At 35.0% G+C, this 26,228-nt stretch carries 17 protein-coding genes and 1 rRNA gene (1 of these 18 running past the window's edge); 3 read left to right on the top strand and 15 right to left on the bottom strand.

Translation table 11 applies throughout. The annotated features are described in order from the left end of the window. The 4 genes from UABHE_RS00145 to UABHE_RS00130 all read right to left on the bottom strand — a co-directional run. Positions 1-565, bottom strand: a 16S ribosomal RNA gene (locus tag UABHE_RS00145); it reaches 993 nt to the left of the window's first position. Positions 566-1,039: 474 nt separating this feature from the next. Next, positions 1,040-1,819: an SDR family oxidoreductase gene (locus UABHE_RS00140; protein WP_372368080.1), complete on the bottom strand. Its 780-nt coding sequence runs from the start codon at positions 1,817-1,819 to the stop codon at positions 1,040-1,042. Next, positions 1,806-2,246, bottom strand: coding sequence for a lipocalin-like domain-containing protein (locus UABHE_RS00135; protein WP_372368079.1), 441 nt, complete (start codon positions 2,244-2,246; stop codon positions 1,806-1,808). Before UABHE_RS00135 ends, UABHE_RS00140 begins: the two co-directional genes overlap by 14 nt. 16 nt (positions 2,247-2,262) lie before the next feature. Then, positions 2,263-3,087, bottom strand: coding sequence for a cyclopropane-fatty-acyl-phospholipid synthase family protein (locus UABHE_RS00130; RefSeq protein WP_372368078.1), 825 nt, complete (start codon positions 3,085-3,087; stop codon positions 2,263-2,265). A 552-nt stretch (positions 3,088-3,639) separates the two neighbouring features. On the opposite strand from UABHE_RS00130, the gene UABHE_RS00125 reads away from it, so the two are divergent. The 3 genes from UABHE_RS00125 to UABHE_RS00115 are packed head-to-tail and all read left to right on the top strand — an operon-like array spanning position 3,640 to position 11,407. Then, positions 3,640-6,297 (top strand): amino acid adenylation domain-containing protein, encoded by a 2,658-nt coding sequence (locus UABHE_RS00125; RefSeq protein WP_372368075.1) that lies wholly within the window; start codon positions 3,640-3,642, stop codon positions 6,295-6,297. Beyond that, on the top strand, positions 6,294-7,505 hold the full coding sequence (locus UABHE_RS00120) for a prenyltransferase/squalene oxidase repeat-containing protein (RefSeq protein ID WP_372368073.1): 1,212 nt from the start codon (positions 6,294-6,296) through the stop codon (positions 7,503-7,505). The genes UABHE_RS00125 and UABHE_RS00120 overlap by 4 nt, the downstream gene beginning before the upstream one ends. Before the next feature lie 11 nt (positions 7,506-7,516). Next, on the top strand, positions 7,517-11,407 hold the full coding sequence (locus UABHE_RS00115) for a protein kinase (protein WP_372368072.1): 3,891 nt from the start codon (positions 7,517-7,519) through the stop codon (positions 11,405-11,407). Here the strand turns inward: UABHE_RS00115 and UABHE_RS00110 are convergent. The 11 genes from UABHE_RS00110 to UABHE_RS00060 form a co-directional block, all read right to left on the bottom strand. Beyond that, positions 11,382-12,752 carry a hypothetical protein gene (locus tag UABHE_RS00110; protein ID WP_372368071.1) on the bottom strand — a complete coding sequence of 457 codons (1,371 nt, stop codon included), beginning with the start codon at positions 12,750-12,752 and terminating at the stop codon, positions 11,382-11,384. The two genes, UABHE_RS00115 and UABHE_RS00110, sit on opposite strands and share 26 nt — an antisense overlap. 5 nt (positions 12,753-12,757) lie before the next feature. Further along, the gene (locus UABHE_RS00105; RefSeq protein ID WP_372368070.1) at positions 12,758-13,387 is read right to left on the bottom strand and encodes a hypothetical protein; all 630 of its coding nucleotides are present in this window, start codon (positions 13,385-13,387) and stop codon (positions 12,758-12,760) included. Between the two features lie 10 nt (positions 13,388-13,397). Further along, positions 13,398-14,594 (bottom strand): bifunctional phosphopantothenoylcysteine decarboxylase/phosphopantothenate--cysteine ligase CoaBC, encoded by a 1,197-nt coding sequence (gene coaBC, locus UABHE_RS00100; protein ID WP_372368069.1) that lies wholly within the window; start codon positions 14,592-14,594, stop codon positions 13,398-13,400. Further along, positions 14,587-15,585: an ABC transporter ATP-binding protein gene (locus UABHE_RS00095; RefSeq protein ID WP_372368068.1), complete on the bottom strand. Its 999-nt coding sequence runs from the start codon at positions 15,583-15,585 to the stop codon at positions 14,587-14,589. The genes coaBC and UABHE_RS00095 overlap by 8 nt, the downstream gene beginning before the upstream one ends. An 18-nt stretch (positions 15,586-15,603) precedes the next feature. Further along, positions 15,604-16,596: an ABC transporter ATP-binding protein gene (locus tag UABHE_RS00090; protein ID WP_372368067.1), complete on the bottom strand. Its 993-nt coding sequence runs from the start codon at positions 16,594-16,596 to the stop codon at positions 15,604-15,606. Between the two features lie 10 nt (positions 16,597-16,606). Beyond that, positions 16,607-17,488 (bottom strand): ABC transporter permease, encoded by an 882-nt coding sequence (locus UABHE_RS00085; protein WP_372368066.1) that lies wholly within the window; start codon positions 17,486-17,488, stop codon positions 16,607-16,609. Between the two features lies 1 nt (position 17,489). After that, positions 17,490-18,416, bottom strand: coding sequence for an ABC transporter permease (locus tag UABHE_RS00080; protein ID WP_372368065.1), 927 nt, complete (start codon positions 18,414-18,416; stop codon positions 17,490-17,492). 90 nt (positions 18,417-18,506) lie between these two features. After that, complete coding sequence (locus tag UABHE_RS00075) at positions 18,507-20,156, bottom strand: peptide ABC transporter substrate-binding protein (protein WP_372368064.1); 1,650 nt, start codon at positions 20,154-20,156, stop codon at positions 18,507-18,509. Between the two features lie 3 nt (positions 20,157-20,159). Next, entirely contained in the window at positions 20,160-21,845 is a 1,686-nt protein-coding gene (locus UABHE_RS00070) for a peptide ABC transporter substrate-binding protein (protein WP_372368063.1), read from the bottom strand. A gap of 26 nt (positions 21,846-21,871) precedes the next feature. Continuing rightward, a complete protein-coding gene (locus tag UABHE_RS00065) occupies positions 21,872-22,825 on the bottom strand; it encodes an SIS domain-containing protein (RefSeq protein WP_372368062.1) in 954 nt (317 codons plus the stop codon). 1 nt (position 22,826) lies between these two features. After that, positions 22,827-26,225, bottom strand: a complete 3,399-nt coding sequence (locus tag UABHE_RS00060) for a tetratricopeptide repeat protein (RefSeq protein WP_372368061.1) — start codon at positions 26,223-26,225, stop codon at positions 22,827-22,829. Positions 26,226-26,228 lie beyond the last annotated feature (3 nt).

The following is a 26,228-nucleotide window of genomic DNA, read 5'->3' as shown; positions in this document are numbered from 1 at the left end:
CGAACAACGGTTGCCATCTCCGTATTACCGCGGCTGCTGGCACGGAGTTAGCCATGACTTCATTTTGTGCCTTTTTCAATTACAGATAGTATTATTATCTGCACCTTACTAACACATGTTAGGAGTTTACAACCCGAAGGCCTTATTCCTCCACGCGGCGTCGCTGGGTCAGACTTGCGTCCATTGCCCAATATTCCTTCCTGCTGCCTCCCGTAGGAGTCGGGCCCGTGTCTCAGTGCCCGTGTGACCGTCCACCCTCTCAGGCCGGCTATCCATCAATGCCTTGGTAGGCTTTTACCCCACCAACTAGCTAATAGAATACAAACCCCTCTCTAAGCATGAGGCCCGAAGGTCCCCCACCTTTAATTACAACAACATGCATCGCTGTAACCTTATGCGGTATTAGCAGTCCTTTCGAACTGTTATCCCCCTCTTAGAGGTAGGTCATTTATACGTTACTCACCCTTTCGCCGCTCTCCATTCCCGAAGGAACTTCTCGCTCGACTTGCATGGAATAAGCACGCCGCCACCGTTCGTTCTGAGCCAGGATCAAACCCTTCAAATAAAAAGTTTCTCCTGTTTTGTTCTTCTCACAAAGTTCTTAAACTTAATGAGCTCACACACTCGTTCTTTCTCTTTCCCTTTTTTTCAAAGATCTAAAATCTCAATAAAACCAAATTTTTTTTCTTTGCCTTTATTGAGATCAACAACTTGTTCAAAGTCGTTTTTTTCGTTTCGTGCTCGACAAGTATATCACTTATCTTTTGTTTGTCAACTTCTTTTTAAAATCTTTTTCAAAGTTTCTTAAAAGTACTGAACAAACTTGGTTCCTCTTTTTTGACAACCAGTTTTTTTTGGTTGCCCTTTCGTTCAAGGAGAAGGGATTATAGCACGGCTTCTTCAACAGTCAATATCTTTTCTTTTTTTTTCTACATCTTTTTTTTTACAAAAGACATAAAAATAGCATTAACATGAACTTACCGTATATTTTTTTTCTAAAAAAGAATCAAAAACTATACTCATAGTCTTGATATAAAGATTATTTAACAAGCTTTTCTGATATAAAATCGGGAAAAAACCTTTTAATCATACATCCAAAATAACTATCATAACCTATAGTATAACGACGACGAGGCCTTTTCTTCTTTAAAATAGACTCTATTCTCTTAGCTACTCTGATAGGAGAACCTCCCATAGATGATATACTATACTGTTTTTTATTCTCAGAAACATAAGACACATTATTATATATCTCTGTTCGAAAAAAACCTGGTTCAACAAGAACAATGTTTATCCCTTTTTTTTTCAGCTCACAACGTATAGATTCACTCCAACCTTCTAAAGCAAACTTGGAAGAGCAGTATGCACTAAGTGTTCCCGCGCCTGTTAATCCCAAAATAGAAGAAACGTTAATAATTGTTCCTTCCTTATTATCAATCATGTAAGGCAAAACCGCTCTAGAGCAATTAAGCGCTCCATAGAAATTTGTAGCAAACTGGCGTTCAAAATCTTCATTGGTACTTTCTGTAAACTTACCCAAAACCGCAAACCCAGCATTGTTTATAAGAATATCAATACGTTTTTCATTTTCAATAATTCCAGAAACGCAGTTATCTATAGTGTCTATATTACAAACATCTAGTTCACAAATATGTATGTTAAGGTTACGTTGTTTACTTTCTTCAACAAGACGCTTATTTTTTTTCAAGTTACGCATAGAAGCGTAAACAATATAACCTTTTTCAGCAAGCCATAAAGCCGTTTCATAGCCAAGGCCACTTGAGCATCCTGTAATAAGAACAACCTTACGCTTCATCATGCTTTTTCCATACCAAAGAACCAACTAAAGAAAATACACCTATTTTCATTGGCGCTGTATCTAAAATCAAACGATCATTCTCAAATTTATAGTAACGAACATAATCTTTACCTAATTCGTTAGGAATTATGTGGCTATCAATCTTATGATGTATAGTATTATCGCCTTCAAGAGAAAAAAGACCACAATAAGCAACATAGTTACGAATGGTATCATTCACTTCGTCTTTTTTTCCTATGCCTACCATTGCGTATTGAGAACTAAAACGTTTTCGGTTTCTCTTACTTAGATGCACCGACATGTAACCATTTTCTGTATATATCAAAGTGCCAACGGGATTTTTCCCTAAAGGGGAAAACTTAACCAAACCACTTTTTGTAGACATTAAAAATGACTGTAGTTTCCAAACGCCAAAAAATCTATCCATTATTTTTCACCAATAATTACTTTTTCTCTGCCCAAAAGAAATACCATCCCCAGCTTCTCTTCTTCAAGCATGGCTTTGCAAAAATCCATGCCATGTTTAAAAAAGCAGGTTTTGCCCAAAAATAGTTCTCATACTTAAATGGTTCAAGAACTGTATTATACTTTTCTTTTTTACTTAACTCCCATGTTTTAATCCAAGAGATTTCTGTTACATCTTCTGTCTCAATATTTTCAAATCCAACTTCCTGCATTAATGTTTTATATTCACTGACTTTTTTCATATAACTAACATTAAAGGTAATTTGTGTGGCAATTTGTTTTGCAATCCATGAACATTTCTCACCCATAATAGGATCACTAAATGCTATCCCTCCTCCTGTCTTTAAAGATTTAAACGCATTTTTAAAAACCTTGTCCTTTTCTGGAACATGAACCAATACCCCTAAAGACACAATATAATCAAATGTATTTTCGGGAAAATCCATCTTACACGCATCAAGAGTTTGATACTCCAAACGACCTTCAAGACCTTTCTTTTTAGCAAAAGCCTTTGCTTGCTCAATTTGAGCATTAACAATATCAATACCTAGTACACGACAATCTAGATTTTCAACCAACCACACAGCGGTTTCACCAAATGCACAACCAAGATCTAAAATATATGAGCCTTTTTTGATATGCCTTGTAATATGACGAATGTACCTTTCCTGAGCTTCAGGAATACTAACTTCTGGTTGTTCAGGAGGATAATATCCAAAATGTCGCGATGGTATTTTATCACCTATCTCTGCGAGCTTATGTCCATAAATCTCATCCATTGCTTTACTATAAGATCCTGCCATTTTTGTCTTCCTACAATTATAAAACTTACCGATAATTTAATTTATATAGCCTGAGTATTGTATTATACTTAGGATTGTACTATATTAGAGGTACCCTGTTAATATTTACATAATATTATCACAATTTTGTAAAATCTAGCGGGCGTCTCTAGTGCAAAAAAACACTATACATACACCATATATATAACACAATGTTTTTTTGAGCAGGTTTAGTGGAGCGCATTCTTCTAAAAAATTCGCTAAAAATAAAGTACTGTGTTAGGAATCAGCTTTTATCTTAAATAATTTGGTTATTTTAGAAACTTTCATTATTGCTTTTCAGCTACAGAGTACAACCCCTGTACTTTCAAGAGTTTCACTACTAAAATATTTAGAATTATATAAAAAGCTAGATGTCAACACTTCCTAATTTTGCAGCCTCTCAAAAAGACAGTACACATAGAGAAACATAATCGCAAAAATATTGTCTTAAATTACAGCAAAGTCAAATGAAAACACGCTTTCTCTGCATTAAATATTATTATATTACTCAAAAAATACCTAGGAAAAAATATGAATCCACAAAAAAATCCCCTTAATGAAAATCAAATGGGATATCCTAAAAATAAATGCGTTCATACAATTTTCGAAAGACAAGCACAACAAACGCCACAACAAATTGCTCTCGAATCTGATAATAAGACACTTACTTACCAAGAGCTAGATAAAAAAACAAATCAAATCGCACACTACTTAAAAACTCTTGGAATAAAAAAACAGGACATCGTTGGAGTTTTTATTGAACGCAACATTGATATGATTTTATCTTTTCTAGCCATTCTAAAACTTGGAGCTGTATGTCTTCCCTTAGACCCAAATTATCCTAAAGAGCGCCTTGATTTCATGATTCAAGATACTAAAACCAACTTCATTATAACCAACAATAAGATTGAACATATTACAACTATCGACTTACAAAACATTGAGCTTGCGCAATATTCAACAGAAAGTTTGGTAGAAAAATGCCAAGCATTAGACTTAGCCTTTATCATGTACACATCAGGCAGTACAGGAACTCCAAAAGGTATAGGTATTGTTCACAGAGGCATTGTTCGATTAGTAAAAAATACTAACTATATGAACATCACGACCAAACATCGTGTCGCCCAATTATCAAGTCCTTGTTTTGATGCCGCAACATTTGAAATTTGGACAGCACTTTTAAATGGAGCAAGTCTTGTAATCGTAGCCAAAAAAGACATACTTATAGCAGAACGTCTTCATGAAATATTTAGCAAACACAGAGTAAATGTTACTTTAGTAACAACAGCTCTTTTCAATCAGTTAGCATCACAACAATCTGATATGTTTAATCAACTTGACTACGTTTTTTTTGGCGGAGAAGCGGTAAATGTCCATTGGGTAAGAGAAGTATTAAAAAATCCACCAAAAAACTTAGTGCATCTTTATGGACCAACAGAAAATACTGTTGTTTCCACTTCTTACAACATTCGGTCTGTAAGTCAAGATGCTAAAACCGTTCCTATTGGGAAAGCCATCGCGTACAGCAAAGCTTATGTTTACAATGAAAATTTAGATTTGGTAAATCAAGGAGAAATAGGAGAACTATGTGTAGCAGGTGATGGTTTAGCTCGTGAATATTTAAACCGACCAGAAATTACCCAAAAAGCTTTCGTTCAACATCCAGAAACAGGAGAAAGACTTTATAAAACAGGTGATTTAGTTCGCGTAATAGAAGACGGTAATATTGAGTTCGTTGGTAGAAAAGATCATCAAGTAAAAATTCGTGGATTTCGCATAGAAATGGGAGAAATAGAAAACCAGTTGTTTACCATGCCAGGCATTAGTAAGGCAGTTGTTTTAGTAGAAGAGTCAGAGCTTGGTCACAAAAAACTAGTAAGTTACATAGAATCCAAACCTGAAATTGAAATAACAAAAACACAAATCCGTAAATATTTACAAGAACAGTTGCCTTACTACATGATTCCTGCAAATTTTATTATAATGAAACAATTCCCTATTAACGCAAATGGCAAAATCGATCGCCAAGCACTTATTGTAAAAGCATCAGTGCAAGAAAAGACTTCCGACTATACCCTCTTTAGCAACGAAACTCAAGGGCAAGTTATGACTATTTGGCAAAAATTGCTATCCTTACAAGAAATACAATTAGATGATAATTTTTTTGAAATTGGTGGTAACTCTTTATTAGCAACACAGATGCTTTTCGAAATAAAAAATAACTTTGGCTGTGATATTGCCCTTGATTCGTTATACGAAAATCCAACGATCAAAAACATATACTCACTAGTAGAAAAAAGTTCATCTTCTAACGAACCCTACCTAGTAAAACTGAAATCTGGATCTTCAAAAAAAGCATTATTTTTTATCCCAGATTTAGCAGGTGACACAGCATCTTACATCGAAATAGTAAAAAATCTTGATAGTGAACAAACAGCTTACAGTTTCCGGCCTCCAGGACTACATGACGAGAAATCTCCTCTTCTTAGTATCAAAAAAATGGCAACATTCTATATCGATATTATGACAAGAATACAGCCCGAAGGACCATATATGCTATGTGGCTTGTCAATGGCAGGAGCTTTAGCTTACGAGGCAGCACAACAGCTTTCACAGCAGGGAAAAACGGTTTCTCTATTAGCTTTATTAGACGCTGACTCAGGCCTAAGCATAAAGGTGTTGGGTAATTCACTACGAATGTTCAAATCTTTATGGCACAATTCAATGTACTATTTACTAAAACCAAAAAAATTTAGTAACGGTGCCTTAAAACAATTACTACTCATGATGAAGATTATATGGCAAGTAGATCTTTCTGTAGAGGGATTTAAAAATTGCCAAACAGAGGATGAACAATATGAGCATTTGTTAAAAATGCTAAAACAAAAGCGCAAATTTTCTGAGCATGTCACTCTAGAACAATTCAAAAAAGTTTCCGATGTTGTAGGGCTCAATTTTTTCGCAACTCTATCCTATTTTCCTAAAAAATATAATGGTTCAGTTGTATTTTTTAAACCTGAGGAAAAATCAAAATATTTCACTGTTATTGATTATAAAAAATGGAATCGTTTGATAAAAAAACTCTACATGCACGAAGTCCCTGGCAACCATTTTAATTTCTTTTTAAAACCTTCTGCTGAAATTATAGGCAAAACAATACAATCCTACATCACAAAGGGGTCATTATGAAACAATTGTCTATCACAATCACCTTATTAATTTGTGTTCAGATACTAGCACAAGAAATTACTACAAAAAAAATAAATGCCTCCATTGAAAAAGGAATTCAATTTATATTAAAAAAACAAAATCGCGATGGTTTTTGGGAGGGTAGTCATAGCGATAATTACCCTATGGGCAAAACAGCTCTAATTGTTTATACACTCATTAAATCAGGTGTGTCTCCAGAAAAAGAAACTATCAAAAAAGCTTTTAAGTATCTCAACAAACTACCCTTCAGAAAAGTATATAGTGTTTCATTATATATAATGGCAGTAGAAGCCAAATTTGGTGCTTTAGGAAAAAAACTTAGTACCAAGAAACAAAAACTATTAAAAAAAAGAAACTTTCATCCATTTCGTGCTTTAGCAAGTAGCAAAGAACAACGGCGTATGGTCAAAGCAGCGAAATTTTTATCCACCTCAACATCTAACGGGTTATGGGGATATCCTGACGGAACAGGTGATTTGTCAAACACCCAATATGCACTTCTTGGTTTATTTGCGACAGAGCGTTTAGGTTTACCTGTGGATAAAAAAATCTACTATAAAGTAGTACGTCACTTTATCAAAGTTCAAGAAAAAGATGGTCCTCAAATCAAACGTCCATTTATTGTTCCTGCTGCAGATCAACCAATCGACTGGCAATGGAGACAAAAACTGGAAAAAGACATAGCAAAACTAAAAAACAAAAACTCCATAAATAAATTATACCCGCGATCATCAACAACCGTAGTCAGTATGAAAGCACGTGGTTGGAAGTATAGAGAGAACCATGGAAAAGTATCAGGAAGTATGACAACAGCTGGTGTAGCTTGCATGGTCATATCAAAAGCGTATTTAGAAAAATGGCGTAGTAGTAAATGGAAAAAACTTCTTCCCAAAATAAACGAAAGTATACGAGATGGTTGCGCGTGGATAGCGCACAATTTTGAAATAAACAAAAATCCGAATGGTGGCCATCTATATTATTATCTTTATGGATTAGAACGTGCCGGTATATTATCAGGTGTTAAAAATTTTGCTTCGCACAATTGGTATCTAGAAGGCGCAAGAAAAATGCTAAAAGATCAAAAAAAAGATGGCCGATTTAAAAATGAAGTAGATACTTGCTTTGCGCTTTTATTTTTAAAACGCGCAACTGTTCCCGTAAGACTTGAAACAAAAATGGAAAAGTAGAGTAAAATCAAATGCAAGATTACAGAGAAATAGATCTATTCATCAAAAAGGCCCCTAAATTTATAGATAAATACAAAATCGTAAATACACTAGGTCGCGGAGGAATGGGAGTAGTTTATTTAGCATATGATTCAGAACTAAAGAGAAAAGTAGCTCTAAAAATCATTTATAAACACAGCCATATAAATCTACAAAGATTTTTACTTGAAGCTAAATCCATAGGAATGTTAGATCATCCAAATATCGTAAAGCTATATAATCTTTCTACAACAGAAAATGGCACACCATATATAGTAATGCAATATGTAAAAGGAAAAACACTAGAAGAGTATCTTGTAAAAAATGCACTCAGTTTCAAGCAAAAAATATCACTAATTATTCCTATTTTAGAAGCAATGCACTATGCTCATGAAAAAGGAATTATACACCGCGATATTAAACCATCGAATATACTAATAAGTAAGGAAAGAAAACCCCTGCTTATGGATTTTGGCCTTGTAAAAATAATGGAGAGCAAATCATTAACACAAACAGGGGTTGTCGTTGGTACTTTAGGCTACATGTCACCGGAACAAGCATGGCAAACATCTAAGAAAGTTGATCATCGCACAGATATATATTCTTTTGGCGTTTTGATTTACAAAATCCTAAGTAATCATATGCCTACATCAGGAGAAAATATTCTTGAGTTTGTCAAAAATTTAACAGAAAAAAAAATCATTCCTTTACGATGTCACAACAAAAAAATCCCTAGGTATTTACAGAGTATTTGCAATAAAGCCTTAGCAAAAAATAGAGATTCTCGCTATCGAACAGCTCTAGATTTTGCAAATCATCTCAAAATTTTTATAGAACAAAATTCATTACGCTCTTTTTGGCACATAAACTACAAGTATATAGTAGTAATACTATTTTTTTTATGCGCAACTTGTATGTATAAAATCTTTCCAACTTCAAAGAGACCAAAACAAAGTCAACAACCAATACTCATTATTCAAAAATGGATTCAAAACGAATTTTATGACAAAGCTAATCAAGAACTTGAGCAAGTAAAAACAAAGCTTTCTCTTCACACATACCACATTCATAAATGTATACTTGCATCTAAAAAATATAATGCTTCATCTTTTCAAAAGCATTATGCAATACTAACTAAAAAACAAAAAGAGTTAGACATAGTTCAACTGGCAAAAGCAGAAATATATATTCACCAAAAAAAATGGCCTGAGGCTTTGCATACACTAAAAAAAATTGATCCCCAAACACCAAATACAAAATTTTATGTTCCTTACTATACGGCACAGATTTACTACCAAAAAAAGAATTTCAAACTCGCCAAAAACTATTTTAACTTCGCAAAGCTAGCTAAAATAAAAACAGAACAACTATACATTGATATTGCAAAATCTTGCTTACACCTAAAAGAATTCGTTCAAATGCAACAAGTACTTGCTAATATAAAAAATCAAGCTACCGATTTTCCTGAAATTTTTTTATTATTAGGTCGTGCCGCCATGGGTTTAGATCAATACCAACAAGCAGAGTCTTTTTTTAGACAGTTATTAGCAATCCAAAAACAAAGTAACACTTACTTCTGGTTATCTAAATCACTTATTTCTCAAAGAAAATACCAGGATGCTAGTCTATACCTGCAAAAAGCTAGACAACTAGACCCAACTAACTTAGAAATTTTTAAAGAATACACAAGCATTGCTATTTATAATATGGACCTGATAAAAGATCGCTATCTTGAATTTTTTACTGATTTGGAAAAATGGCGCTACATTCCTGAAAATTTTACTGATTTAGAAATAGCAAAGCTCCGAAATTTGTACCGCAAACACTACGTGCAAATGAAAACCCTATCACAAAAAAACTTCTCACAAAAGCAGTGCCAATTATTTATTGGCAAATTATCAGATCCAAAAATTTCAAAGCAAGCTCAAAAAGCTCTATTTATAATGCGCTATAGTAAACATATTTCACTACTTCGCAAAACAAACCCTGGTCTCTATACAGAAATCATCAACTTAAAACATCAAGAGCAACAAAACGCACTGTATTATCAGCTAGCAGAAATTTCTTTAGATCGCAATAGTGAACATATTTCAAGAATATCTCTAGAACAAACAAAAAGTATTGCATCCAATGGAAAAGAACCAGTACTTCATCGTTATATAGCAACCAAAACTCTTTTATATATGTTAAAAATAAATCTAGTAAATGAACTACGTCTCCGAGCGATAAAAAATCGTGATATCTACTCAGAGGTTATCTATGATGGTGCTCTACGTTCCATTTCAATACACACAAATATAAATAATAAAAAATTTCCTTACTTTCCACACAAAAAACTAATATTTATTCCACATTTTTTACAAACTTATCAATTACCTTATTCCCATATACAAGCACTAATTGATCAAAAAGAATCACCAGAAATATCTATTCTAGTGGCACTGCACTATTACCAAAAAAGCGATGAACATCAGCAATTGTGTTTTCCTATTATAAAAAAGTATGTCTACGATAAAAATCCCAACTTATCTAGTTTTACGATTAAGTATTTCTGGAGATCAATGAATAGTAAACGGAAAGATCCACTATATAAAGAAATGTGGACAGACCTCGCTATTCATTTACCTTTATTAAACGACAAGGCACAACAAGCGGTGCTAAGTACTGCTTGCTTAAAAAACTATTCAATACCAATAAAAATTATTCAGCAACTTCTATCATCGAATCCGACAACCTCAACAACAATGTTAATTATTAACTATCTCAGCCAAAGAAGACGTCAAGATATCATAGAAAACTATTATAAAAATGAGAAGAATAACTCAACAATGCGAGTCTACGGCTATCACAAATCATTAACAACAGACCTCCAAACAAAATATAAAGGCATAATTCCTACAGATTTTATAACCAGTAAAGACAAATTTCTAAGAAGCTATGCGTATATAATGTACGCTTATCTAGGAGAAGAGACTCTTCGTTTTTTAGAAAAAGAATCCACGGATATGCAAGCATTTATTTTAAAGGTTTCTGTTTTTCCGGTACTACCAATTGTCGGAAAGCAAAATGCTAAATTTCCTCATAAAAAGAGGCTGGCAATAATACGGAAATATCAAAAACACAAGAATAAAAATGTACGTAGATACGCTTACTTCGCTGAAGTTTTTCAAGATTATGGTGAGAAAAAAATAGACCTATTGATAAAAAAATTCTATCAAAAATCAGATATCGTTGTAAAAAAAGGAGTGGCTAGCGCTATTCGTGATCGCTTAACAGCAAATATCGAAATCTATGACCGGCATTTCATAGAGCAATTGATGTTTTTTACTCAAAAATACCATCCTCAAGCAGCTCTACAAATAAACAAATATTTAAAATTATCGCTCGTAAAAAAAATTAACATCTACAAACAAATGCTACTACAAATAAAAAAGCTAGACCATTGGTATGCAAATGATTTTTATCAATATGGAGTTATTTTAAACCAAGAAAACAAACAAAAATTAGCTATTGAGTCCTTCAAAAAAGCAATTAACTTGAACAATTCTATATTGTATAACATAGAATTAGTAAAATTGCTTTGGCAATACGACAAAAACGCTTTGCCGCATTATTTAAATAATATAAGTAAACTCAATTTAGAGAAAAGAATATACCCAACATATCACCATCCGCTACTTCAAATGGGAAAGAATATCGCAATAGAAAAAATACTAATGCAAAACTATATAGCGCAAACGCAATACGGATCACACATCAAGGCACGTAGACAAGCACTACAAAACTTAAAGGTCTATTACGAAAAAACCCAAGACAAAATAAAATATAGCTTTTACCAAACAGCTTTAAGTAATCAAATTACCTTGCATCGTAACAAAAATTAAGTCTTCTTTTTTGATAAAGTAACCGCTCTCTACTCTCTATTTGCAAAATAGAAACAGCGAGCCCCAAACTAAACCAGTACTGGACACTAGCTAAAAAGTTATAAATTACACCTCCTAAAAGAAATCCCTGAGTTAGGCAAATAACTGAAAAAACCAAAATAAGACGCAAACTTTGGTCTCTTATCCTTAGGAATACTTTCCAAATCCAAAAAAATATAACAACACGCATAATAATAACAATAATATAACCAACCAAACCTATTCCTGCAACCAAACGATCCTTTTCTCCTTCAAACGAAATACCAAATTTCCGACGAATATCTAAAATGCGCTTGATACCTTGAAATTCAGTACCAATGCCATAACCTACAAGCCCAGCGTTTTGTAATTTTGCTACTCTAACCATCTTATATATACGATAAGCGATTTCTCCTTTTTGATTCCCTCGAGAGAATCGCTCAAGTAAGCGTTGAGAACTGTCTTGTCCTATTTGTGTAAACATAAACATTGCAATAGTTAGCATGCCAGCCACAAAAAGCCTAACAACAAATTTACGCCATAAAATATTTTCGCGCGACCTAGAAAGAACAATAAAACCAAGAACGTATATAAAACTAATAATCACAACACCTCTAGATGCCGTCATAAAAGTATTCAACCATGCAGCAAGAAAACAACCGTAGTATACAGTTGACAATATTTTATTTTTCTCCTGCATAATCAAAATCATCAAAAAGCCAAATAAAATAGTTAAATATTGCCCGAACGGTCCTATGTATGAAAAGGTAGAAGTAATACGCGCTTTTCCTAAAACACTAGCAATATTACTATCATCGCCAACATATTTATTCAAAAAATGACCTTGAGGCAACGAGTATTGATACATTCCTAGTAGTAGTATTGGAATAGAAAGAATTGCACCCCAGCGAAAAAAATTCCATATTTTTTCTCGCGTATCTAGAAGGCGTGGAATGATAATGATAAGTGAAATAAAAGAGAAGTGAATCATTGCACCTATGAGAAAAATGCGTATATCGCTTGTAGCACGCCAATTGCTAAACTCAATTAGCCCCCAAAACGCATACACAATAATCATAGGAATAAAAGGAAAGTTATAACTTATTTTATTTTTAATTAAACAGCGGATGAACGGTCCTATAATCATAGCATACTTAACAAATATCAGTGGTGTTGCCAAACCTGGCAGAAACCATTTGCGAAAGGCTCCTTCAACAAGAAGCCACGCAAAAAAAAAGTACATAGACAATCGCCACTGCACCATACTTACAGCAAAGCAAAGAAATCCCACAAGAAATACTGATAAGTATAGCGAAGAACCGCTCATATTAACTAATTCTTACCTGGAGTAGAACTTTTCTCAAGTTTCTCGACAGACTTTAACTTAAAAGAATCGCGAATATCATACATAGTCGCCCATGTTTTGTTCTCCTTTGTAGGAAATTTAGGAGAAACGCAGGCAAAAAGAATTGATTTTGTTTCATCTTTGCTATAAAAAAAGTTAATATCCATATGTAAAGAAAGTTTTTCTCCTGTAACGAAAGGATCATACCAATCAACAACTACATAAAATTTACCTTTAGACTTCTCATCATCCTTTACAGACACCTTGATAGTATCAAAATTTAGTTTTAGCTTTCTTTTATCTGCAACTGCTTTACAAAGTCCTTTATAATATGCGAGTAAAATCTTATGTACTTCTTTTTTGTCAATAGAAATTTTTTCTTCTATCCAGAAAAAGAATACATAACAAAAATAATCTTCTGTTTCTGGCTTAAACATCCCTGGAGCAAAACGCAACTCTTCGAAACCTTTATATTTTATATCTGGAGCAAAGCTAAGAGGAAAGAAAATTCTCTCTGGACGCCAATCTTCAGGAGCAGAAAACTCAAAAGGGTCCTTTTTATCTTCTGCAAATAAAATACACCCCAAAATAAGAAATAATACTGTATATTTTTTCATAATGATTATCCTACTTGGCAAGTAATTGTTTTATTTTGTCTAATATCTTATTTGCCACATCTTTCTTAGACATCAAAGGTAATTTTTTACCTTTTTCCCTGGTAATGATATAAACTTCATTTTCATCGCTATTAAACGTAGTATTTTCACCGGAGATATCATTAGCGACAATTAAATTTAATTTTTTAGATATTAATTTTTGCAAAGCATTTTCAATAATATCTTCTGTTTCTGCCGCAAAACCCACTTTGAAAAGATCTTCATTGATAATCTCTGTCAAAATATCAGGATTGCGTATCATTTCTAAGTTCCAAACTTGCTGTTTACCTTTTTTCATTTTGTGCTCTACTGATTTTTGAGCACGCCAATCAGCAACAGCTGCTGCCATAACGAGAACATCATTCTTTGCGCAGTGCGATTTTACTTCTTGACACATATCAAGCGCTGTATCTACAAAAACAGTATCAACTCCTTTAGGTACTTCTAAATTGGTTGGCGTTGTAATCAAAGTAACTTTAGCACCACGATCTCTAGCAGCGGTAGCAACAGCATAACCCATTTTACCTGACGAACGATTTGCCAAGAAACGAACTGCATCAATTTTTTCTTGGGTTCCTCCCGCAGTAACCAAAACGCGAAGGCGAGAAAAGTCACCGTTTTCTCCGAAAACTACATTTAGATGCTCAAGAATTTCATCCGGCTCTGTCATACGCCCAACACCTATATCGCCAGAAGCTAAATAACCTTTTTCTGGCCCAAGAATAATAAATCCATTCTCTTTGAGTTTTTGAATATTTTCTTGAACAATAAAATTCTGATACATATGTGTTTCCATTGCAGGAGCAATAATCACAGGTCCTGTTGTTGCTAATACCGTACAAGTCAAAGGATCGTCGCTAAAACCATGGGCCATTTTTGCTATTGTATTTGCTGTTGCCGGGGCCACAATTACCGCATCTTTTTGCGCTAGTGAGATATGATCTAAACCTAAAGGTGAATTTGCATCAAAAAAATCAGTAACTACATCTCGACGTGTTATCGCACGAAATGTAGCTGGCTGAATAAACTTTTGTGCTGATGGAGTCATAATAACATCGACATTAGCACCTTGTTGTACAAGTAAACTAGCAAGCATCACACTTTTATAACAAGCAATACTTCCTGTAACTCCAAGTACAATATTTTTATTTTTTATATTACTATTCATTTGGGAAAAAACACGCTGTGTAGTGACCTGGTTTCGATTCTTGTAACGATGGTTTTTCCGTACTGCACTTCTCTTGTGCTTTAGAACAACGTGTACGGAAAGGACATCCCGATGGTGGATTAAGTGGACTAGGAACTTCACCTTTTAGAACCACGCGTTTCCGAGTTTTTTCTATTTCAGGGTCAGGCACATTAACCGCTGAAATCAAAGCCTCGGTATAAGGGTGACGAGGCTTTTCGTTGAAGTATTCATCAGTAGGAGCTAATTCAACAATATTGCCTAAGTACATAACCGCTATTCTTGTACACATGTGTTTTACCACACTTAAATCGTGAGCAATAAAAACATATGTTAGGTCATATTCTTTTTGTAAATCTGCAAATAAATTAAGTACTTGAGCTTGAATAGAAACATCTAAAGCTGAAACAGGTTCATCAGCAAGAATAATCTTAGGCGAAGAAATCAACGCGCGAGCAATACCTATTCTTTGGCGTTGTCCACCTGAAAAAGCATGTGGATAACGATTGCGAAATCGCGGTTCTAGACCAACTCTTTCCATCATTTGTACTACTGCTTCATTTAATTCTTTCTTATTTTTGTAAAGGCGAAAAATCTTAGCTGGTTCCGCAATTACCTCTCCAACAGTCATACGTGGGTCAAGAGAAGCATATGGATCTTGAAACACCATTTGAATCTCACTGCGATGTTCGTTTAGTTCTTTATCTGTGAGCTTTGTAAGATCTTCACCTTTAAAAATAACTGCGCCAGATTTAGGACGATGTAACTGGATTATATTTCGTGCTGTTGTAGATTTGCCACAACCACTCTCGCCAACAAGACCAAGTGTCTCGCCTTTGTAAAGATCGAAGCTTACTCCATTCACCGCTTTTAAGATCGTGCGCTTTTTGGAAAAAAGCCCTCCACCTTTACTAACATCGAACTCTACATGCAAGTCTTTTACTTGTAGTATTAACTCTTTATTTTGTGTCATAACTCAAACCTCTATACGTCAAGATTTATACAAAACACACGCTGCTTTGTGCTCTCGTTCTTCATCCAGAATTACGTACCCTGGAAGCCCTTGTAAACATTCATCTTTCTTTTTTGGGCAACGCGCATGAAAAGGACAAAAATCAGGTTTCTGTAGTAGATATGGAGGAGATCCTTCAATTGTTGTAAGCCGTTCCTGTTTTTCATGCAATTTAGGTATAGAGTTTAACAACCCTTGGGTATATGGATGCCCTGTTTTCGCAAAAAGTAAATCTGTTGGACCACTCTCAACAATAGTTCCACCGTACATAACAAAAACTTTGTGACTAAGTCCAGCAATAACTCCCAAATCGTGTGTGATGAAAATAATTGACATTTTCAACTTCTCGTTTAGCTCTTTTAGTAATTCTAAAATTTGTGCTTGGATTGTCACATCAAGTGCAGTTGTAGGTTCATCTGCAATCAAAAGCTTGGGATCACACATAAGCGCCATTGCAATCATCACTCGTTGACGCATACCACCTGAGAACTCATGAGGATAACTATCAAGGCGATTTCGCGCATCAGCAATACCTACAAGGTCTAGCTTCTCCACGGCTAAATTAATCGCTGCCTCTTTTGACAAGTTTTTATGAAGCATTACAGCTTCAATCATTTGCGTTTTTACCGTCAGAAACGGATTTAATGAGGTCATTGGGTCTTGAAAAATCATAGTGATATCGTGACCACGTAATTTATTTAGCTTTTTCTGATTCAACTCGCCATTTTTGTTCAAAAGTGACTCACCGTAAAATTCCAACTTATCCGCAACAACGCGACCAGGAGGCATAGGAATAAGGCCCATTATCGAAAGACATGAAACACTTTTTCCACTACCACTCTCTCCTACCATGCCAATAATTTCACTTTCATGGATAGTATAAGAAATACCATTATTAGCATGCACAATACCTTCATCTGTCTTAAAGGTAGTTTGCAAGTTTTTGACTTCAAGTACTACTTTTCCGCTCATAAGTGCTACCTCACTTCATCTTTGGGTCTAGTGCGTCGCGTAAACCATCACCTAAAAAGTTCATACAGAACAATGTGATAGAGAGTGCTAAACCAGGAAATATAATCATCCATGGTGCAACTTCCATCATTTTTGCCCCATGACTACATAGAGATCCCCAACTAGGATTTGGTTCTTGTATACCTAAGCCTAAGAAACTCAAAAAAGATTCCACTAAAATTACGCGCGGTATTGTTATTGTCGTGTATACAATTACTGTACCAAACGCATTTGGAATTAAGTGTTTAAAAATAATAGTGGCGTGTGAAGCGCCATAAGAGCGTGCTGCTTCAACGAATTCCTTGGCCTTGAGAGAAAGTATTTGGCCGCGAACAATACGTGCCATTGTTAACCAACTAACCGCTCCGATAGCCATAAATAAAATAGTTTCATTTTTGCCAAATACCGTCATAAGTATAATAACAAGAAACATATACGGTAAACTATACATAATATCGACAAAACGCATCATAATATTGTCAACGCGACCACCAGCATACGCTGCTATGGCTCCAAATGTAATTCCAATAGATAAACTAATAAAAGTACACATGATAGCTATCTTAAGAGAAATACGTCCACCATACAAGATACGCGTAAACATATCACGGCCAATATCATCTGTTCCCAAAATGTGTTCGCTAGAAGGTTCTTTTTGAATAGCAGAATAGTCAATAGCATCAAAATCATGGCTTGAAATATATGGTGCTAATACGCACATCGCAACCATAATTCCCAGAACAATCATCGAAAATACAGCCATTTTATTCTTAAGTAAACGTCTCCAAGCATCTTTCCACAAACTAAGTCCACTATCACTTGCTGATTTTTTTATTTGTTGTTTTTGTTCCATGTTATTTCTCTTCATGTAAATTAATTCGCGGATCGACTAAACAATATGCTATGTCTGCAAGTAAATTAAAACACATTACAAGTAAACTCACTAGTATTACCGTTCCCATTACCATTGTATAATCGCGGTCAATTGCACCCATGATAAAATGTCGCCCAACTCCAGGAATACCAAAAATCTGCTCAATCACAATAGAGCCCGTTATGATAAATGCAGAAGCAGGTCCGCAGTAGGAAATAATAGGTAAAAGTGCACCTTTTATTGCATGACGTGTAACAATCGTCCAATTGCTAAGTCCCTTGCTTCTTGCGGTTTTGATATAATCTTGATTGATAACTTCAAGCATACTACCACGAGAGATACGCGCAACAATCGCAATATAATAGCAAGACAATGTCGTAACAGGCAAAACATAGTGACTATATCCTCCCCAGTTAGCAACGGGCAACCACCCTAAGTACACTCCAAAAAACACCGCTAAAATAGGTCCAAGTACCATATTGGGAACCGAGATTCCAAGTATCGCAAAGCTCATACACATGTAATCAATAGTAGAATTATGATGCAATGCCGCGATAAACCCGACTGTTGTTCCTATGAAAATAGCAATCAGCATTGCAAGAAAGCCTATTCGTAAAGACACAGGAAAAGTTTCGCCGATAATATCATTAACACTTTTATTGTGGTACTTCATAGAAGGCCCGAGATCTCCTCCAGAGATCATGGCTAAATAATACAAATATTGGACAGGAAGTGATTGGTCCATATGAAATTTTTTCTCAAGATTTTTAATAATCTCATCTGGTAATTGTTTTTCAGACGAAAAAGGTCCACCAGGCGCAAAACGCACTAGAAAAAAAGTAATGGTAATAATGACAAGCAATACTGGTATAATTCCAAGTACGCGTTTCACAATGTATCGAAACATAAAATTCTCCGTTTAGTGATTTTTTTCACAAAAAACTATTCTAGTACTCTGATCTTAATGTATTAGTAATACAATCAATATTACAGAACACTAATCATTTGTGAAATATTTTTTCTTTTCTTCCATGTCGATATATACATCACGTAAAGTAGCGCGAGCTTGCAAATCATAAAATCCTTGCTCTACATCTGACTTATTGCTCGGATAAATATTCTTTACGTAAGGTTTTACTAATGTGTCAGCGATGTAAAAGTAAATAGGCATAAGAGGCATTTCATCTAAAGCTAGAGCCTCTGCTTTCTGCATTACCTTCAAACGTTTTGCTGGATCACTTAAGCGACGCGTTTCAGCAAACAACTCATCATAAGCTGCATTTTTCCAAAATGTATCGTTATTTTCACTATCTCCAGCCAGTAATTCTAAAAAAGTATCCGCATCGTTGTAGTCACCAATCCATCCAGCGCGAGCAATATGGTAGTTACCATGCTTACGTCGATCAAGATATGTTTTCCATTCGGCGTTTTCTATTTTAATATTAATCCCTAAATTCTTTTTAACCATATCGCTAATGAAAAGTGCTACCTTACGATGATCATCGCTAGTGTTATATAAAATAGTAAGTGTAGGAAAATCTTTTCCTTCACCGTAACCAGCCTCTTTCAAAAGAAGCTTAGCTTTTTCAATATTTTCTTCTAACTTTGCATCTGCTTGATAGTTATTGGTACGCGGAGGGATAATATAATACGCAGGAACTTGTCCAGCACCAAGTACTTGCGTTAAAACCTTTCGGTCAACAGCCAAAGAAATCGCTTTACGCACCTTAGGATTATCTAGAGGTGCTTCTTTGGTATTAAAAATATAATAATAAATACCTAAACGCGGTGCCGCGACCCATTCAGGATTTTTTTTAATATTAGGATATGCTGAAGATTCTAGACCGCTAACGTGAAAATCTGCTTCACATGCTTTAAACAAGCGTAAACGCGTATTACCGTTATCTGTAGTAAAAAAGATAATTTTATCTAATTTTACCTCATCTTTTCCCCAATATTGCTCATTTTTAACAACTTCTGTGCGATCATTTCTACGGCGTAAAGAAAATTTAAACGGTCCATTGGAAACAATATGATTGAGATCTGTCCAATTACTACCATGCTCTTCAATAACGTGGTTTGGCGTTATGTAGAAAGGCACAAGCGTTAGTAAACTCAAAAAATAACCTGCGGGATTTTCTAGCTCAATTTTTAAAGTGTAATCATCTGCAGCATACACCCCTAGCTCTTCAGGCTTTTTCTCTTTTTCTAAAACAGATTTAGCATTTTTTATTATAAAATATAGGCTAGCATTACGCGATTCAGTAATAGGATTGAGCGCGCGGCGGTATGTTGCAACAACGTCGTGCGCTGTCACTTTAACTCCATCTGACCATTTGGAATCTCTGCGCAAAAAAAACGTATACACGCGACCATCTTCTGAAATTTCCCAAGTTTCTGCAACTCCAGGTAAATAGCCCCCTGTTTTGTTGTCAACGCGTAGTAGCCCTTCAAATACATTACCTAAAATATTTGTACCAGGTGTTCCTTCGCGTTTGACAGGATCTAAACTTGCTGCTTCAGCACCATTTAAAACGCGTAATACCATTTTTCCTTCATCATCCGGCATAGTACGAGAAGTTTTTTTCCCTGGACAGCCAGTCAAGAGCAAACAGAAAATAGCACATAATGTAATCACAAGTTGCATTGTTTATTTATCTCCTATACCCAAATACTTTTTCTTAGCTTCCATATCAATCCATATACGTGTAATTGGATGATTGTCCGCTACATTAAATTTACCATTCTTAATATCTGTTTGTCCGTGGTCGTTACCTTCTACTCGTGGATAAAATCCGCGAACATATGGTTTAATCATTTGATCAGCCACATAAAAATAAATTGGCATCACTGGACTTTCTTCTAGGAGAATTTTCTCGGCCTTTCGGAACAACTCAGCGCGTTTCTTTACATCAGTTTCCGTCTTTGTCTTAGTAACGAGTTCATCATGCTCAGCGTTACTCCAACCACAGTTGTTGTTACCGCCATCCTTCATGAACAATTCCATAAAGTTAAAGGCATCGTTGTAATCAGCAATCCAACCACGACGAATCACATCGTAGTTTATTTTTTTCATCCTGTCAATGTACGTTTTCCATTCATTATTTTCAATTTTAACCGGCAAACCTAAATTTTTTGCCCACATATTCTGAATAACTAAACAGATCTTCTTGTTGTCTTCATTTGTATTGTAAAGAATCGTAAACTCAGGAAAATTTTTACCTTCTGGATATCCAGCCTCAGCGAGAAGCTTTTTCGCTTCTTGTAAATTTTCTTCTAATTGATACTCAGAGGTATAATTAGCTATTCCTTTTGGAACATAGTGATATGCGGGTACTTGTCCCGCTAAAGCTATCTTCTCTGCTATAATTTTTCGGTCAATCGCCAAACTCAATGCGCGACGTACGCGCGGATCATCAAAAGGTTTCCTCGTAGTGTTAAAATTAAAGAAGTAAGTTCCTAGATATGGAGGTGCCATCCACTCACTGTTTTTTGTAATATTAGGATAAGCACTCTTAGCAACAGGACTACTAACCCAGTCAACCATACCACTTTGAAACATACGAAGTTGTGTTTCTTGGTCGCTTGTAGTAAAAGCAAATATCATATCTAATTTGACTCTATCTTTTTCCCAATAATGCTCATTTCTTTCAAACACCATTTCGCTATTCATAACGCGCTTCTTTAATACAAAGGCACCATTACCAACAATATTTTCAGTATCAGTCCAACGATCTGCGTGCTTTTCGATAACGTGATGAGGCACAGGATAAAAAGTATAATGAGTTAATAAATCAATAAAATATGGAACAGCTTGCCTTAACTTTAATTCTAAAGTATAATCATCTAAAGCCTTTGCACCAAGATTGTTCAAATCTTTTTCCTTGCCCTTATTGATGTCCTCTGCGTTTACAATATCATAAAGCATATAGGCATATTGTGCTGCTGTAGCAGGATTAAGAATTCTTTGGTATGCCGCAACAAAGTTATGTGCTGTTACTGGTTCGCCATCTGACCATTTAACATTTTTTCGCAATGAAAAAACATAGGTCTTCCCTTCATCTTTAACATCGTATTTTTCTGCTACTCCTAGTTCAGAGTACTTTCCTTCATCTCCGTAGCGAATCAAACCTTCAAACATCAAATTGAGGATACGATTTTCATAAACTCCTGTTGCTTTCGACAAATCAAGAGTTGCAGGTTCTTGCGAATTGGTAAAACGAAAAACACTTTTTCCTTGTTTTTCATACTCTGTTAAACTTCCCTTTGAAGCACGCGAATCACAAGCGCAAATCAAGAACACAACAACAAACAACAACACATGATACATCTTCATAAATATCTCCTGAATTTAGGATTGCCTTACACAATTTCTAACAAATCTTGAACATCCAACATTCCCACGCACTTCTTTTCTTCATCAACAATAGGAAGTTCATCTATTTTTTTTTCTTTTAATAAACGATATGCTTCCTCTACAAGCATTGCAGAATCTATAGTGAAAGGTTTTTCTGTCATCACCTCCCCTACACACGTTTGTTCTAAATCAACACTTTTTTTCAAATGGCGACGCAGGTCTCCATCTGTAAAAATACCCAATATATATTGGTTCTCATCGACGATTGTCACAGCACCAGCGCGAGCGGAAGTGATCGTCATGATTGCTTCTTTTACACTGCGATCTGCGCCAATTACGGGATTATTTTTACCTACCCTCATTACTTCAGCAACGGTCATCAATCGTTTTCCAAGGCTTCCACCTGGATGATACAAGGCATACTCTTCGCGCGTAAAATTACGCTGCTTAGACACACACATTGCTAAAGCATCTCCAAGAGCTAGCATTGCGGTGGTACTTGCTGTAGGAGCTAGTCCTAAAGGGCATGTTTCACTAATTTTTCCGATAGTAAGTGTTAAATCACTATTACTGCTTAGCGTCGAGTTAGGTTTTCCTGTAACTGCAATTACTTTTGCCCCTATTTTTTTTAATAATGGTAACAAGCGTATAATTTCGGCTGTTTCTCCGCCATTAGAAATAGCAATCACAATATCTTTTTGAACAACGCGCCCTAAATCACCATGAATTGCTTCTGCTGGATGCAGAGATAACGAGGGAGTACCTGTTGAAGCCAAAGTAGCAGACAACTTTTCACCAATTATTCCAGACTTTCCCATACCAGAAACAACAATGCGACCTTCGCAAGTCAAAATCAAAGAAACAGCTTTTGTGAAATTTTCATCAATAAGAGGCATAACACCCAATACAGCTTCTGCTTCTGCCCGTAATATTTCTTTTGCATATTCAATTGTTGACATTTTATTCCAACTCTTCTAACTTTTGGTCAATAATTGCTAAACGTTTACGATTAATATTTTTGAAAAAATGATATGCTCGCATAAAATTATTGCGCGCTTGATCAATTTGCGCTTCACGTTCATACAACTCACCTAGTTGATAACTAAGTTCTGCAACATATTCATCATGTCCAAGTATTTTCCAATGAACCACCGATTTCTCAAAATTCTCCGTTGCCTTATCCATGCGATTCAAACGCATATAAACGCGACCAATATGCATGTGAGTGTAAGCTAAACCTTCTACATCCTGCATATTTTCTTTTAGGATATAACTTTGCGCAAAATGTTCCATTGCCAACAAATAATATCCTTGGCGAATTAACACTTCTCCAATGTTGTTTAAAATTTTGGAAATGTTATAGCGATCATGAATTTTTTGGTATAACTCTAACCCTTTGTGAAAGTAAGAAATAGAGTCTTGTAAATCTTCGGAAAATAGGGCACAACGTCCTAAATCGTAATAAGTATCTGCCATTTTCCATTCAGGTAAATCTTTTTTCAACTGAAGCGCTTTGTTTAGCATAATGTTTGCTTGGTCAAAGTCTTTCATTTTACGAAATCCTCTGGCTAGCTGTTCGTGTAACATTGCTTGCATTTCCAGATTCTCTTCTTCTGTGTACAAACGCAAACTTTCATTAAATTCAGCCATTGCATCATCAATGCGATTTGCAGCTAAGTGCATTCTTCCTATGTGCAAAAGATCCTGCGCTTTTCCATTATTATCGTTTAGTCCACTATGAATTTCATAGCTACTTCGATATTGCACTTCTGCATCGGTAAAGTTTCCTTGCTTTAAGTATAAATCTCCAAGTATCGTATACGTACGACACCTTTCAAGCAACACACCAAGTTTAGTTTGAATTGCAATACTTGTTTCTAAACTCTGATGAGCTTTTTCCCAATCACACTCAAAGCAAAAAACTTTAGCTAATTTGTTCAAAGTCTGAGCTTCATGATCAGGAAATACATTTTCACTAATAGTAAGACTTTTATAAAAATAACTTAACGCCTTATCATTTTCTTTTTGATACCAATAACAATCGCCCAAGGAATTCAAAGTAACAACTTGTTTCTTGCGCATTCCAGCAGCTTCCCAAATAAGTGCTGATTTTTCAAACTTAGGCTTTGCTTTTTCCCACTGCCCTTTGTGCAAGAAGAAAATACCAATATTTTCAACGCACATTGCTTGACTAACAATGTCGCGATGTACGCGATTTATTTCAATGGATTCTTCTAACTTTTCTCTTGCTAAACGAAAATTCCCCATTTCCACATAAAGTCTTCCCTGAAGACAAAGTACCATAGCAACCTTACTCATATTTTTAGCGCTTTTGTAATACTTATAACTATTGTTTAGCAAACTCTCGCTACGTTTATAAAAACGTCTTTGCAATAATACTTGAGCGAAGTCTAGTTCCACCTTTACTCTTTGTTCCTTAGCATCGATTTGATCCAGTAAACTCATTGTTTTTTCATAAAATTCAATGCTGTTGTTTATAAGACCCTGTAAACTATATATATGCGCTACAAAGTTATAGCACTGAACAAGAGCAACTAAATTATTGTCTTTCTCATAAAGATTGATGCACCGATGGTATGCATCAAAAGCAACTTGTAGATCTCCTTTTTGTAATAAACATTTTGCAAAATTATACAGCACCGCTCCTAAGAACCTATTATCTTCCAACTCTTTTGCAATATCTTCCCCGTATTGCAGCATTTCGAGCGCCGTTTGCCACTCTTTTTGCCGTAAATGAAGCTGAACCCCCCTATTAATTGCAATAATTTTTTGCTCAGGTGTACTCGATTTGCTATATACAATCTCATGAAGATAACTACGAGCTTGTTCCTCGTTCTCTTCTATTCGTTCTACATCTGCAAGTAAAAATAAAGCATTTATGTAGTGGTTGTCTTCCTCATTACACTTATTTATAATTTGCAGTAAATGAACTTTTGCTTCAACCAACTTATCTTCTTTGAGTAAACAAGCGGACAAACAAAGCAAAATTTTGCATTTTTCACGAAGGTCTTCTTCTTGATCAAGGTGTGGTAATGCTTCTCGACAAAAGAAAATAGCATTTATATACGCAAGTTTTTTTTTCTCTTCTTTTGCAGCGAGATAACAATACTTAGTAAATAAAGAGAATTCTTCTGCTTTATCACTGTGATAAATAAGTTGCGGTAAATATGCTTTTACAGACCCGGAATATCTGCGAAAAACACCTAGCGCCAACTGGTGTATTTTTTTAACCTCTGTTTCATCAAGTTGATTCTGTATGAATTGTTGCCACAAAGTATTTTTAAACTGATAATATTCACCACCAACATCAGAAAAACGATGCATAATTTCTTCGGGTAAACGACTAACAATATCATTTTCTTTGTGGTAAGACTTTTTACTCAAAGTAGAGGAAATTTTTTCAGCAGCACTATAGAAAAACATCTTCCCAATTGCGCTCGCAGCATGTAAAAATCGAGTGCGATTTTTTCTTATTTTTAGACGCAAACGTTCTTGTAGTATTTCTTTTGTATCTTCAGGAAAATAGATAGACTCTACTTCTCTTTTGACTATCCACACTCCATTTTTTATTCCAATAGTGTTTTCATCAACAAACAAAGTTGCCAACTCATCCCATAAAAAAGGAACTCCGCGAGTTACACTCACAAACTTCTGAACAAATTCATGAGAAAATGTATTCGGGAAAAAACGACAGTGTAAGTAATTTATGGCAAAAGAATCATAAAAACGATCCAAGTGAATCTCTTGTGCATTATCAAAATCATTTCTTCTCTTGCCATCGAAGCACAATATAATTTGTATTGGTACTTCGCCTATTTCCCGTGAGAAAAACTTAAAGAAATCGAGTGTACTTTTATCACAGTAATGAGCATTATCAATGCACAAAACCATTGTTTTCTGATGAGAGATTTTTTTAAACAAAGAAGATATTTTAAAATACAGCGTTTTTAAATTCTCATTAGATTTGAAAAAATTAGGTGTTGGTAAATCAACATTTAACTGCAGTAATTTTTTAGGCGGGGAACAAAGCATTTTAATCAAAGGTTCAAAAGCAATGTGTTGAGAAATAGAGTCACAACAACTATATCTCAAAAGAATTGTTTTTTCTTTTAACAAGTTATTCTGGAAAAAATGTTCCAACAAAAAAGTTTTACCATATCCAGGCTCTCCACTTACAACACAAATACCACCGTTGTTATTAGACGCTTTTTCAAAAGACTTATTAATAACACCTAGTTCTGTCTCTCGGCCAACTATTTTTGTTGTAGAAGTGTATACCTGCTCACTTATTTTTTGTTTTCTATATATATAGTTAGTTATCCAATCATAAATCTGCATACT

This window comes from Candidatus Uabimicrobium helgolandensis (assembly GCF_041508025.1).
GTDB lineage: Bacteria > Planctomycetota > Uabimicrobiia > Uabimicrobiales > Uabimicrobiaceae > Uabimicrobium > Uabimicrobium helgolandensis.
This window is presented reverse-complemented; position numbering and strand designations above follow the sequence as displayed.